General features: G+C 58.2%; 13 protein-coding genes. 5 read left to right on the plus strand and 8 right to left on the minus strand.

The window, feature by feature from the left end:
* Position 1: 1 nt before the first annotated feature.
* Positions 2-1,114 (minus strand): SIS domain-containing protein, encoded by a 1,113-nt coding sequence (locus AAF739_10675; protein MEM6383127.1) that lies wholly within the window; start codon positions 1,112-1,114, stop codon positions 2-4.
* Positions 1,115-1,231: 117 nt separating this feature from the next.
* Here AAF739_10675 and AAF739_10680 point away from each other — a divergent pair, with 117 nt between their 5' ends.
* From AAF739_10680 to AAF739_10700, 5 genes are all read left to right on the plus strand, one after another.
* The gene (locus AAF739_10680; GenBank protein ID MEM6383128.1) at positions 1,232-2,032 is read left to right on the plus strand and encodes a DeoR/GlpR family DNA-binding transcription regulator; all 801 of its coding nucleotides are present in this window, start codon (positions 1,232-1,234) and stop codon (positions 2,030-2,032) included.
* A gap of 192 nt (positions 2,033-2,224) precedes the next feature.
* On the plus strand, positions 2,225-3,274 hold the full coding sequence (locus AAF739_10685) for an extracellular solute-binding protein (protein ID MEM6383129.1): 1,050 nt from the start codon (positions 2,225-2,227) through the stop codon (positions 3,272-3,274).
* Positions 3,271-4,353: an ABC transporter ATP-binding protein gene (locus AAF739_10690; protein ID MEM6383130.1), complete on the plus strand. Its 1,083-nt coding sequence runs from the start codon at positions 3,271-3,273 to the stop codon at positions 4,351-4,353. The genes AAF739_10685 and AAF739_10690 overlap by 4 nt, the downstream gene beginning before the upstream one ends.
* Before the next feature lie 47 nt (positions 4,354-4,400).
* Positions 4,401-5,279: an ABC transporter permease gene (locus tag AAF739_10695; protein MEM6383131.1), complete on the plus strand. Its 879-nt coding sequence runs from the start codon at positions 4,401-4,403 to the stop codon at positions 5,277-5,279.
* Positions 5,276-6,091, plus strand: coding sequence for an ABC transporter permease (locus AAF739_10700; GenBank protein MEM6383132.1), 816 nt, complete (start codon positions 5,276-5,278; stop codon positions 6,089-6,091). Before AAF739_10695 ends, AAF739_10700 begins: the two co-directional genes overlap by 4 nt.
* Before the next feature lie 69 nt (positions 6,092-6,160).
* On the opposite strand, the gene AAF739_10705 is transcribed toward AAF739_10700, so the two are convergent.
* From AAF739_10705 to AAF739_10735, 7 genes are all read right to left on the minus strand, one after another.
* Positions 6,161-6,547 (minus strand): hydroxyisourate hydrolase, encoded by a 387-nt coding sequence (locus tag AAF739_10705; protein MEM6383133.1) that lies wholly within the window; start codon positions 6,545-6,547, stop codon positions 6,161-6,163.
* Positions 6,548-6,632: 85 nt separating this feature from the next.
* Positions 6,633-7,466, minus strand: a complete 834-nt coding sequence (locus AAF739_10710) for a peptidase (GenBank protein MEM6383134.1) — start codon at positions 7,464-7,466, stop codon at positions 6,633-6,635.
* A gap of 29 nt (positions 7,467-7,495) precedes the next feature.
* Positions 7,496-8,401 carry an allantoinase PuuE gene (locus AAF739_10715; GenBank protein MEM6383135.1) on the minus strand — a complete coding sequence of 302 codons (906 nt, stop codon included), beginning with the start codon at positions 8,399-8,401 and terminating at the stop codon, positions 7,496-7,498.
* A 10-nt stretch (positions 8,402-8,411) separates the two neighbouring features.
* Positions 8,412-9,239, minus strand: a complete 828-nt coding sequence (locus AAF739_10720) for an ABC transporter permease (protein ID MEM6383136.1) — start codon at positions 9,237-9,239, stop codon at positions 8,412-8,414.
* A 15-nt stretch (positions 9,240-9,254) separates the two neighbouring features.
* Entirely contained in the window at positions 9,255-10,106 is an 852-nt protein-coding gene (locus AAF739_10725; GenBank protein ID MEM6383137.1) for an ABC transporter permease, read from the minus strand.
* A 4-nt stretch (positions 10,107-10,110) separates the two neighbouring features.
* The gene (locus tag AAF739_10730; GenBank protein ID MEM6383138.1) at positions 10,111-11,145 is read right to left on the minus strand and encodes an extracellular solute-binding protein; all 1,035 of its coding nucleotides are present in this window, start codon (positions 11,143-11,145) and stop codon (positions 10,111-10,113) included.
* 28 nt (positions 11,146-11,173) lie between these two features.
* Positions 11,174-12,313: an ABC transporter ATP-binding protein gene (locus AAF739_10735; protein ID MEM6383139.1), complete on the minus strand. Its 1,140-nt coding sequence runs from the start codon at positions 12,311-12,313 to the stop codon at positions 11,174-11,176.
* Positions 12,314-12,454: the final 141 nt, after the last annotated feature.

Raw genomic sequence — 12,454 nt, forward strand, 5'->3', positions numbered from 1 at the left:
GTTAGAGCCCGAGGTGTGGGGCGCCCAAGCCGAGAGCATCTCGCTCCATTGCGGCATGGTAGCCGAACAGGTGAAGTGGCACGCTGAAGACAATCGGCGCAGTTTCCCACGAAACTTTGGGCAGGTGCCAGGCGATGTCGGCAACTTCGGCAATGTCGGTTTCGCCTTCGGGCAGAAGAGCCAAACAAAAGCCTTTCGAACCCTTGCTCATGATTGCGGTTTCCAAGGCGCGCTCGTGGCTCGCTTCATCTCCGGCTACCAAGAAGAGTGGATCACCGGCCTTCTGCGTTCGGTAGTGATGGTACTCCTCCAGCGGGAAGGCCTCAGCATGGATTGGTGCCAGTTCCTTCAGCTTTGCGGCCCCAAAAGCCGCCGGCGCAAAGAACGGCCCAGCGCCGGCGAGCAAGACAAACTCGACACGAGCAAGATGGCTCGCTACCTGTTTGGCTGGTTCGTAAAACGCCTGCGAAACAGCATCGACCTGACCCGGCAGCTCTGCCAACGCCTGGCGCAGCGACGAGGCGTCATGTCCCCAAGCCTCCGCAATTGACGCAGTCAGTGCCAGCTTCAGCGCCATTGCGGCCGTGCTGGACTGGGTCGGCCAGCCGCCACGGGTCGCACGAATGTGCAAGGCCCCGGGAAACTCCTCCATCAGCGGCGAGCCAAGCGTGTTGGAAAGCCCAATAACATAGGCACCCCTGTCTTGCGCATCCTTCAGCCCATCAATAACCGGCTCTGTCTTCCCGCTTGAGCTCAGCCCAATGACAACCGTTTCATCATCGATGACATCGGTGCCGTAGGTCGCGAAATCAAACGCTTCGCACGGCTCGCTGACCGCACCAAGATAACGCTCCATCGCCTGCCGAACGCCAAAGCCTGATACCCAGCTATCGCCACATCCCACCATGGCGACCCGGCGGATTTTGCGATCCGCAAGGTCCGAACCGATGCCCGACAGCGGATCGACGTTCGCCTCAAGGGTAGCTCTGATAGCATCACCTTGGCTCATCATTTCGGTTTTGGTGAGCGCCACGCGCCGGAAGCGTTCGGGATCACCGGGGGCATCTGAGGAGGACTCGCGTCTGATTTCCTGAATGCGGTGGGCGATGTTCACAAAACACTCCAAATTTGTTCGGTTGAGCAGAGCTGGTCGCTAAGGCTGGTCAAGCCCTAGCGCTTTCGATAATCATCACTTTAATGTAAAACGCAAGTCACTTCCGAAAGCAAGCGAATGGCAACGAGCGACGTTTCCGATCCGATCAATCCCCGGCAGGAACAGATCCTGTCCCTGTTGGAGACGCAGCACACTGTGGAAGTAACAGCCCTGTCGGAGATGTTTGGCGTGTCGGCAGTCACAATACGCACCGACCTCGATATGTTGCAAAAGCGTATGTTGCTCAGACGGGTACGGGGCGGCGCGACCCGAATCAAGCCGGCCCGCTTCGAACGGCCGATCGAACTGCCAAGTCACAATTTCAGCGCACAGAAAGAGCGCATTGGCAAGCTGGCGGCATCGATGGTGCGCAGTGGCGAGACCGTCATTCTGGATGCGGGGACAACCACCACAGCAATGGCGGCAGCACTGCCGCATGAGCTGAACGATGTCGTGGTCATCACGAGCAGCTTGGACATCGCCATCATATTGGAACAGCACCCGGGAATCGCGGTCATTGTAACGGGTGGAACGCTCAAAAAGACGGGCCGCAATCGACGCTCGCGCTCCCTTACACACCCCTTCGCAGGCTTAATTCTTGAGCAGTTGAATGCTGATTGTGCATTCATTTGTTGCGGTGGCATCGACGCCACGCGAGGCTTCACGAACGCCCACTTTGAAGAGGTCGAGATCAAGCGTGCGATGATCGCCTCCTCGCGCCGCACCATCGTGCTTGGAGACCATGGCAAGATTGGACATGTGGCGGGCGCGAGGATCGCTGCTTTAAAGGAAATTTCCGCATTGATTACAGACGATGAGGCCAGTCCTACCGGCTTGCAGCCATTGGAAAGCGCCGGTCTACAGGTCATGCTGGCCTAGCATCGACATAAGGCCCCGAAGCTCGCTCGGCCGATAAGATACGTAAAACGACTTGACCTTGGCATGGAATTTGCTGAAACTTTCGATAGGTGAATTATCGAAAGTGGTTTCACGGTTGTCATCATACGATCGATCGATGGTTCCCATGGCAGACGATGAGCTGCCACTTGGAAAGCACAAGGGAGAATGTTGATGAGATTGACTCGACGCACCGTCCTCGGCGGTATGGCGGCCTCCACCAGCCTGTTGGCCGCACCGACCGTCCTGCGCGCGCAAGCCCGCGAGCTTGTCATGGTAGGATATGGCAACGCATCAGACGCACCACTTATCGCAGCAGGCGAAGAGCTTGGCCGTCGCAATCCTGGCGTTTCATTGCGCGTCATCGGCGGTCTATCCGCTGAAGCGTTGGCGCAGATTAAAGCTGCCCGCGGTAATTCGCCCTACGACCTGGCTGTCATGGGCTCTCCCGCGATCGTCAATGCACTCGCGGAAGACGTCATTGTACCGCTCGACTTCAGCCAGATCCCCAATTCCGGAAACGTTGATCCGCGCTTCATGCCCTACGGCTATGATGTGGGTCAGCCGATCTGGTTCGAAGGTATCGGCATCGCCTATGACACCACCAAGATCACCACGCCACCAATGCGCTGGGAAGACATCTGGAGCGGTGAGTTCAATGGCAGGATCGGCATGTGTCGCCCGCAGTCAAACCTTGGCTTGGGCGTTCTTGCGGCGACGTGCGAAGCATTTGGGATGCCGCAGGATGACATGGCCTTTGCTCTGAACAAATGGGAAGAGCTCAACCCGCTGGTCGGCCGCAGCCCACCCTTGCTGCAACAGATGATCGAGCGCGGTGAAGTGGATTTAGCACCCTTGTGGCACGTCAACACTGCACTGGCTGCCTCATCTGGCCTGCCGATCGGATATGCCAAGATCGCCGGACCCGGACCGCTCATGCTACCGACCAACATTGTCCAATTTGTGAATACGGCCGATGGAACCGCCGATCTGGTTCACGAGTTCACTGACATTCTGCTGACCCCCGATATTCAACAGATGGCTGGCAGCGCGCCGATCTACTTTGGCACCGTTGTCGAAGGGATTGAGGTCTCTGCGGACGCTGCACCCTATGTCCCATCAACTCCAGAAGAGCTCGATGGAACAACGTCTCTCGATTGGCAGGCCTTCGCTCCGCTACGGGGCGAAACGGTCGAGACGTTTGATCGTATGTTTGCCGCATGATGACGAATACTGCCGGTCTTAGGGCCGACAGCGAGAACACGGCCCCGGTGCTGAGCATCGGGGCCGTTAGTAAAAGGTTCGACCGCCTGACGGTTCTCGACAACTGTTCGCTCGATGTTGCCGAAGGCGAGATTGTCACACTTCTGGGCCCGTCAGGCTGTGGCAAGACAACTCTGTTGCGGTGCATTGCCGGCTTCTGGGATGCCGATGCCGGACATATCCAGATCGACGGCCAGGATATGGGCAACATTCCGGTTAACCGCAGGCCGGTGGGCGTGGTCTTTCAAAGCTACGCCCTATTCCCGCATATGACCGTCACTCAAAATGTTGCCTACGCGCTGCGCATGCTGGGTCGTTCGCGGTCCATCATCAACGAACGCGTCGCCAAAGCGCTGGAGACGGTGTCGCTCACCGGGTTCGAAGAGCGCTATCCCAGCCAGTTGTCGGGCGGGCAGCAGCAGCGGGTTGCCATTGCTCGGGTCTTGGTCATGGAGCCCCGGGTCTTGTTGCTGGACGAACCCTTCAATGCACTGGACGCCAAACTGCGCGGCACCATGCAGGTCGAGCTGCGGCAGTTGATCAAGAAGCTCGGTCTGACATCGATCTTTGTTACGCATGACCAGGAAGAGGCCCTCACGATGAGCGACCGTATCGCTATCATGCGAGCCGGCCGGATCGAGCAAGCGGCGCCACCCGACGAAGTGTTCGATAGACCCCAGACCGCTTACGTTGCCGATTTCATCGGCATGTCGAACTTTTTACAAGGCGATGCAGAGAATGGCGCGGTTGCGCTCCCCGATGGTCAGCTTAAACGGACTGATCTGCATGGTCGCGTCCAGGTGATGGTCCGGCCGCACAACATCCGTCTGGATGAGCCTCGGCCTGAAGGTTGGCAAGGTACCATCTCATTTCACCGTCCGGTTGGGCCGCTGGTTGAGTACCACGTCGCCGTGGGAGACGACCGTATCAAGGTCCTGTCGATGCGGCAGGAACAGTCCCAGGTCTTTTCCGACGGCCAAAAAGTCGGTCTGCGCGTCATTGATCCCGCCTATTGTTCCATCTATCCGGCCGAACGTTGATGGCGGTAGCAACGACATCAGTAAAGACAGGCGGATGGGGGGAGCGCGTGGTCGACGCGCTTCTTTCAGGGCGCGGTGTTTGGCCTGCTGTGCCGTCCATCATTGTTTTGATTGTTATGGCGGTGGTTCCCTTTGCGATTTTGTTGTCACTGGGGTTTTCAGACATTGAAGTGGCGCGCGGCGCGATTGTCTCGCAGACCTTTTCGCTGACACATCTGACAACCGCACTGACCGATCCGCTTTATTGGATCACCTTTCAGCGGTCACTGAACCTTGCCCTGACCACAACGTTCTTCTGCCTGCTTTTCGGCTATCCGGTGGCCTATCTTTTTCTGGTCGGTGGGCGCTGGACCAAGCGCATCATTTTGATCCTGACCATCGCTCCCCTACTGACCAGCGGCATTGTGCGGACCTATGCTTGGCTGGTTATTCTGGGTGGGCGCGGTGTCGTGAACTCAACGCTCCTCGGTGTCGGATTGATCGACCAGCCGCTGCGGATCATGAACACGCATTGGGCGGTTCTGATCGGCATGGTGCAGATCCATTTACCGGTGATGATCCTGCCGCTCATTGCCGTGATGAGCAGGCACGACACCCGGCTTGTGGAAGCGGCAGAAAATTTGGGGGCCTCTCATCTTGCCACGTTGCGCACGGTCATTTTCCCCATGAGTGTTCCAGGCATTGGGACAGGTGCCGCACTGGTCTTTACCCTGAGCTACACGACATTTGTCGTTCCGCAGCTTTTGGGCGGCGGCAACTATTTAAATGCCGCCACGATGGTCTACGAACAGGTCGTCTTCTCATTGGATTGGAGCAAGGGCTCGGTCAGCTCACTTATCCTGATGGTCACGTGCCTGATCGTCTTGGTGATCATCGCACTCCTCACCAACCGCTTCACACGTTGGACCAAGGGACGGGCTGCATGACGTTGTTTAAGCGCGCTTCGTTGACCGATATCCTGGGCATTGGCGCGATCTTGGCACTCGCCATTTTCTCGCTTTTCCTGCTCGTGGCCCCCTCCATCATCGTGCTCATAATCTCCTTTGATACACGCGCCTTCGTCAGCTTTCCTCCCGAGGGCTTCACGTTGCGTTGGTATCGGGAAGTCTTCGAGCAGGGTGTTCTTGTCGAAGCGATGATCAACAGCCTGCAAGTCGGCATCACCGTCACCGTCCTGTGCATTGTCCTGGGCGTACCGACAGCGCTCGCCTGCGTGCGCGGTCAGTTTCCTGGCACAACAGCGCTTTCCGTCTTCGTTCTGGTTCCACACATGGTGCCGGGGATTGTTCTTGGGGTCGCCATCCTGTTCGCTGGGGCACTTGTTGGCGTGTCGCCATCGATATGGCTGCAATCCATTTCAATCGCGGTCTTCGTTCTGGCCGTGATGGTCCGAACGGTTCAAAGCCGGTTGATGCGCCTTGACCCTGCGTTGGAAGAAGCCTCTGCCAACCTTCGTGCAAGCCCTTTTCAGAGCCTGCGAACGATCACCTTTCCACTGCTTCTGCCGGCAATCCTTGCGGGGGCGGTGTTCACCTTTGTTGAGGGTTTCGACAATCTTTCGGTCGCCATCTTCACCCACGGTTTTCGCGATCGCCCACTCCCTGTGGAGTTGCTCGCACTCGTTCAGTTCACCAGCACCCCCCTGGTCGCTGCGGTCTCCGGTGTTCAAATCCTGTTGGCGATCATCGCATTGGTGATCGTTGCGATGAGTATCGGGCTCGACAAGGTCAACGACTAATCCTTGTTGGCTATCCGGCCGGTGAGATCCAGATCCCAGAAGGTGTGAGAAGCCCGAGCACGCGCCTTTTTATGCGCCGCCGCGGAACAAGGAGAACCCCCAAGCGGTGAACTTGATCGGCAGGTGAAAATGCTCGGAGACCTGCTCTATCCCAAACCGATAGATCGCCGTTTCCAAGAAAGCCGGGTTGGGCACTTCTATACCGGCCTGCCGGTAATAGGCGGCAACCTCAAATTCGACCTCATACTGACCCGCTGTGACCCCTACTCCGTTTTGGCAGGGATGATGGAGAGTGCCGGATGACGAGCACGATCCCGATGCAAGAAGAACCCGCGGTTCTCCCAGCCTCCACAGACGAACTTCAAGGCCTTCAGCTGGAACACCGCGCGCAATGTCAACGCAGTGAATGGATATGCCTCCGGCACGTGGGTCAGGTTCTCCAATCGCTTCAGACATAAGTTGGTCCTTGGGCCAGTCATCAACGCATCACTTCTCGCGCGTTCCCAACTGGCGGTTCAATGCGGGAGCGCTTTGGCCCGTGTCAAATCGGTGTAAGCCGCGAAAGACGACTGGGGTTTGCTTCCGCCAAATAGAGCGTTCCATCGGGTGCGCCGAAAAGGCCATGGGCGCCGTTCAGCATTGGGCGCGCGCGCCCTAATCGACTGCCATCTGAGCGCATCCGGTGCAGGCTCGGCACCTCATCGCTGACAAAAACATCGCCATCGGCATCGCCCCAAATGCCCACAGGTCGCCGAAACCCATGCCACTCCCTGCGATAGGTTCCCTGGGCATCGAAAAGCTGGATCCGGTGGTTGCAACGGTCGACAACGGCGACCTCTCCGGTTGGTAGGCACCACAACGAGTGCGGTTCGATAAAGGCCCCCGGACCGCTGCCGAAAGACCCCCAAGTTGCTACATGCGCACCAGTCGATGAAAACTTGTGCACATGCCACCCAGCGTACCCATCAGAAACGTAAAACTCGCCTGATGGTGCAAAGGCAATATCGGTGGGGTGGTTGAACGGCTCCCCGGGACATCCCCGTTTCCCGATGCCTCCCAGCTTTTCTCCGCTTGGAGAGAAAACAATAATTTCGTGCATGTCGCGATCGACAACGAAAATTCGCCCATCTGGTGCGGGCGCCATCAGATGGGCGTCCGCAATCTCGGCCCCGCCCCACGCCGTTGTATAGTCTCCGTCGGCGGTCAGAACGATGACCCGAGGTTCATCCGGATCGACATAAGGGTCGTGGCGAAGCAGCACCAGAACCTGGCCCTCCGCTGTCACGACCACATCGGAAACCTTGCCTGTGTTCGCTGGCCAATGGCCGAAGGGTCGATCGATACGGTATCGTTGATCGCCCAGCGCAACAGTCACCGCGTGCAATGGAGGCTCTGTCCGCGGCATCAAGCGTCTTGGAATGGGTGGGTGGTCGCCCAATGGTTTGCGATATCGAGGCGACGCGTCACCCAAACATCGTCATGCTGCATGATGTAATCGAGAAACCGTTCTAGCCCGACAGCGCGGGCCGGGTGGCCGATCAGGCGCATGTGCAGACCCACCGACATCATCTTTGGCGCGGTGGAACCCTCCTTGTACAGCATATCGAAGGCGTCCTTGTGCCATTGGAAATAGTCGTCAGCGGTTGCGAACTGACCGCAAAACTTCGTGTCGTTGTTGGTCAGTGTGTAGGGCACCACGAGATGAGGCTTTCCCTGCGCACCCGTCCAATAGGGTAGTTCGTCGTCATAGCAGTCGGAATCGTAGAGAAATCCACCTTCTTCAACGACCAGCTTGCGGGTGTTGAGGCTGGGGCCATAGCGGCAGTACCAGCCCAGTGGCCGTTCACCCAGGGTCCGCTGAAGGGAGGCTACAGCTTTCTGGATGTGCTCGCGCTCTTCGTCCTCGCTGAGCTCGAAGTGCTTGATCCAGCGCCATCCGTGGCAGCAACAGTCGAAGCCTGACTCCCGTATTGCTCGCGCCGCCTCCAGATTGCGCTCGAGTGCTAGCGCGCATCCGAAGATCGTCATAGGGAGATCGCGTTCTTGGAACAGCCGCATCAGCCGCCAGAAGCCTACCCGGCTGCCATAGGCAAACAGCCCTTCGCCGGCTAAGTCGCGCCCGCCAATGGATTGGCCCAGTCCCTGCGCCTCGGTCAACGCAGTTTCGGTAAAGTCTTCGCCGTCCTGAAACGAGGGCTCCGAACCTTCCTCGTAGTTCATCACGAAGTTGATCGCGATGCGCGCACCATTGGGCCATTTTGGATCGGGAGGATATGCTCCGTAGCCAACAAGATCACGATCGTAGGTCATATCAGAGAACTCACCCCGCACTCATGCGTCTGGTTAGGCCGGTCAGCCGATCCATGATGATCATCAGGACCAGGACGATAACAATGAGTGCCCCGGAGATGGCGGCGACACGGACATCGAGGGTTGTCTCCATCATGCCCCACATCCGGATCGGCAGCATGTTGGTGCGCGCGCTCGATAGGAAGAGTGACACGGGGACGTTGTCCATCGATGCCACAAATGCAAGAAATGCGCCCGCTGCTATCCCTGGTGCGATAAAGGGCAACGTGATGCGCCGGAAGGCATAAAGTCGCGTCGCACCGAGGCTCGCGGAACTTTCGAGAAGCGCCGGGTTGAACTGCGACAGACTTGCAAGGGTCGTGCGGAAGACGAACGGCGCTATGACCACAAGATGACCGATGATCAGGTGATTGAGGGATGGACGAAAACCAAGGATCGCGAAGAACATCAGGGTTGCCAGACCGTACGACAGGCCTGGCAGAATAAGCGGCGACATAAAACTCGCTTCGAGGGCCCTTGCCCGCGCACCCCGGATCTGCGCCATCGCCAAGGCTGCCGCAGTTGCGATCACGCAGGCAAACGCCGTCGCAACGGCGGCTACCCAAAGCGAGTTTGCCAGCGCGGTATGAATATGCCCCGACTGCACAGGGTCGAAGAGCGACCTGTACCATTCAAGAGAGAACCCCGGGGGCGGGAACTGCAGCGCTTGCGACGATGTGAAGGACGTCAAAAGCACAATCAGGACGGGACCAATCAGGATCGCGATACCAAGTGCGGCCAACCCACCCATCACAAAGGAGTAGGAAAGGTCACTTGGAGTGCTGCGCCGCTTTGCCATTGAGGTCCCTACCCTTCAGTCCGTACGCGCGAAGCGGCCAAGCAGGGAGAACAAGGTTACCCCCGCAAGCACCGCAACCAGAAGGGTGACGGATGCGACGGCCGCAAAGGGCCAGTTGTAGACGACCATGGCCTGCTGCCAGATAAGAGAGGGAAGGTAGACGAGCCGCGCTCCGCCGATGATGGATTGCGAAATGAACGCTGTTGTGGCGGACGCAAAAACAAGCGTTGCCCCCGCAATCCAGCCGGGAATCGAAAGCGGCAGCGTAACCTTGAAAAAGGTCCGCCATTTTGAGCCGCCAAGTGCTCGTGACGCGTCGGAGAGGCTCGGATCGATCTGCTGCATCACCGTTATAAGGGGCAACAGCATCAACGGCATTTCGATCTGGCTTAGAGCGATGACGAGCCCAAGTTCCGTTTGAAGCAGGTTAAGCGGCGTTGATGTGAGCCCCAACGCAATCAGCGTCTGATTGACGACGCCTTCTCGCGCCAGGATAGCGATCCAGGCGAAGGTGCGGATCACCACCGAAATCAACAGCGGTAACAGGATAATGAAGATCAGCAATTTGCGCATGCGCGGTCCGCTGGCCACGAACAGCAGCGCGATCGGATAGGCCATGAGGGAGGTCGCGATTACCGCGACCAGTCCCAAGCGCACCGTGTCGTAGACAACGCCGCGATAAAAGGAGTCGCCCCAGAAATCGATCCACGCGTGAAACGAGAAGGCCGTGAAGAAGTCGTCCGCCGCAAACGACATGGCCAGCAAGATGATGAGGGGCGCAGCAAAGAACGCCAGATAGGTCAAACCAAGCGGCGCTGCGAGCCGCCAGTCAACACGTCCGGGTTCTGAGAGTGCCGCGCCCGCCATGGATTTAGCTCGCGGTGATTTCGCGGTTGAAGCGCTCGATCCAATCGGCACGCTGTGGATTGATGATGCTCCAGTCGTGAACAACCATATCGGATAGTTCATCGACGGACTTGATGTAGAGATCCTCGGACAACTCAACATCCTTGTTGACCGGGATCATGTTGTACGGCGAAAGCTGAAGCTGGGACTGCGCGGCCGCTGAGATCGCCGTATCAATGTATTTGTGCGCCTCTTCCACGTTTTCGGCGCCTTTGGCGACGTGAAGCGTCGTCGAGAAGGTGATAGCGCCCGTCTCCGGAGCCATGAACTCAATATCCACGCCGCGTGCTTTCAGCGTCGCGACATTGTTGGTGTTGGTATACATCAGGTCGATCTGACCTTGCTGGAACAAGCCCGGCAGGCCCGCAGGACCGGTCACCGCGGCAACTTTGGGCAGAGCCTCTTGCAGCTTGGCAAAGATGGGCTCCACATCGGTGGCCGAGCCACCGAACACCTTGGACATTTCAATCAGCGACACGGTGCCGAACGTGGTCTGGAACCCCGTCAGGCCAAGGCGCTCAACATAGGGGCTTTCAAACAGCTGCTCCCAACGCGTCGGCGGCGTATCGAAGGCGTTCGGGTTGTAGCAGATACCCACCACCTGCACGTTCACGGTGGCAGCATCGGCGGTGACCATACCTTCCGGCAGTTTCGAGGCGTTGGTCAGCATCGACGCATCTAGCGGTTCGAACAAATCCTGATCACGCGCAGAAGCCGAAGGGCCGGGATCGAGAACAAAAGCATCGAACGGCGCGACGCCACGCCCGGCCCGTGCTTTGGTCACCTGATCGACAGCCCAAAGCGGGTCAAAGGCCACGTCGACATCATGGTTGTCCTTCAGAAGCGGCGCAACGACCGTTCGGTAGGCCTCATCCCAAGTGCCGGGATAGATGGCGGCTGAAAGCGATCCGCTTGCGCGGGCGGCTGAAAACGGCAGCGCCGAAGCGGCGCCGAGCGCGGCAGCGCCCTGCAAGATTGAACGACGGGTCAATTGGGTCATGGCATTGTCCTTCTTGTCATGGGAGGCATCAGCCGCCCGGTTGGGGGAAAAGGATCGGGGTTGCATTTTTGGCGAGGCCGCAGTGCGTCGGCCCCATAGGAGGCGCCGCTTCTCCGGGTCTGCGAGGAGCGGCAACTTTCACGGTGGTTCCCGACGGGGTCTCAACGTCGTGAATAAGCGAGCCACCGATGGGCAGACTGAGAGCGTGCTCAACGATGAAAGCGTCATCCCGCGCTGAGCTGGTCAATTCGAGCTGTTCCGGCCGGGCGGTGACAATCACCGCATCGCCCTTGGCAAAGCCGCTACTGCTCTCGACCCTCCAGATCGCGCCGTTCTTCAGCTTGACCGTATATTGCTGCGCCTTGCGCTCTACGATCTCCCCATCAAACCTGTTCGATGAGCCTATAAAGTCGTTCACAAACAGCGTCTTGGGCTCGTCGTAGATTGCGACGGGTGTGCCGAGCTGTTCGATCTTTCCGCTGTTCATGACCGCGATGCGATCGGCGATCGACATAGCCTCTTCCTGGTCGTGGGTAACCAGTATAGCCGTCAGCGCAAACTGACGCTGCAAACGCTTGATCTCGATCTGCATGTCGAGGCGAAGATTCTTGTCAAGCGCCGCAAAAGGCTCGTCCAGCAGCAAAATTCGTGGTTGGACCGCGAGCGCTCGTGCGAGCGCCACACGTTGCTGTTGGCCACCAGACAGCTGTCGCGGTTTCCGGTCGGCAAACGCTTCCATGCGGACCGTGGCGAGCATTTCGCGAACACGTTCAGCCTGGCTGGCCTTGTCATCGCCGCGTGCATCCAGACCGTACGCGATATTTTCAGCCACACTCATGTGCGGGAACAACGCGTAGTTCTGGAAAACGATACCCACTTCGCGCCGGTTGGGCGGCAGTGTGTCCACGTTTCGGTCGCCAATCACGACACTTCCGCGGGTCTGTTCCAAAAAGCCCGCAACGATGCGCAGCAAGGTGGATTTGCCGCAGCCTGACGGGCCGAGAAGAGCGATCAACTCGCCGCCTGCAACCTCCAAGGTCACATCATCAACTGCCAGGCCTTCCCCATAGCTATGCGTGATGCCGTCGAGGGTGAGATGTTCGCCAACCTGGTCGGTAGAGGCTGCCGTAGAGTGCGCCTGTTCCGAGGAAGGAGCCTTTTTGAGCATGCCACCCGCCTTTGGACCGCTGATGGACCGTAAGGGAAATTACGTGGAGAGGCCTCCGTTATAAGCTGGATCTCGCGGCCTGTCGCGCGCAGCTTTTTTGCATTCAATATGTATTTCTGATTATATATTAGGCGCTTGAAT

It is taken from the genome of Pseudomonadota bacterium, from assembly GCA_039024915.1.
Lineage (GTDB): Bacteria > Pseudomonadota > Alphaproteobacteria > Rhizobiales > MH13 > MH13.

Coding starts and splice junctions, on each gene's coding strand:
- AAF739_10680 (MEM6383128.1), top strand. CDS start 1,232: ATGGCAACGAGCGACGTTTCCGATCCGATCAATCCCCGGCAGGAACAG.
- AAF739_10685 (MEM6383129.1), top strand. CDS start 2,225: ATGAGATTGACTCGACGCACCGTCCTCGGCGGTATGGCGGCCTCCACC.
- AAF739_10690 (MEM6383130.1), top strand. CDS start 3,271: ATGATGACGAATACTGCCGGTCTTAGGGCCGACAGCGAGAACACGGCC.
- AAF739_10700 (MEM6383132.1), top strand. CDS start 5,276: ATGACGTTGTTTAAGCGCGCTTCGTTGACCGATATCCTGGGCATTGGC.
- AAF739_10705 (MEM6383133.1), bottom strand. CDS start 6,547: ATGTCTGAAGCGATTGGAGAACCTGACCCACGTGCCGGAGGCATATCC.
- AAF739_10715 (MEM6383135.1), bottom strand. CDS start 8,401: ATGACCTACGATCGTGATCTTGTTGGCTACGGAGCATATCCTCCCGAT.
- AAF739_10720 (MEM6383136.1), bottom strand. CDS start 9,239: ATGGCAAAGCGGCGCAGCACTCCAAGTGACCTTTCCTACTCCTTTGTG.
- AAF739_10725 (MEM6383137.1), bottom strand. CDS start 10,106: ATGGCGGGCGCGGCACTCTCAGAACCCGGACGTGTTGACTGGCGGCTC.
- AAF739_10730 (MEM6383138.1), bottom strand. CDS start 11,145: ATGACCCAATTGACCCGTCGTTCAATCTTGCAGGGCGCTGCCGCGCTC.
- AAF739_10735 (MEM6383139.1), bottom strand. CDS start 12,313: ATGCTCAAAAAGGCTCCTTCCTCGGAACAGGCGCACTCTACGGCAGCC.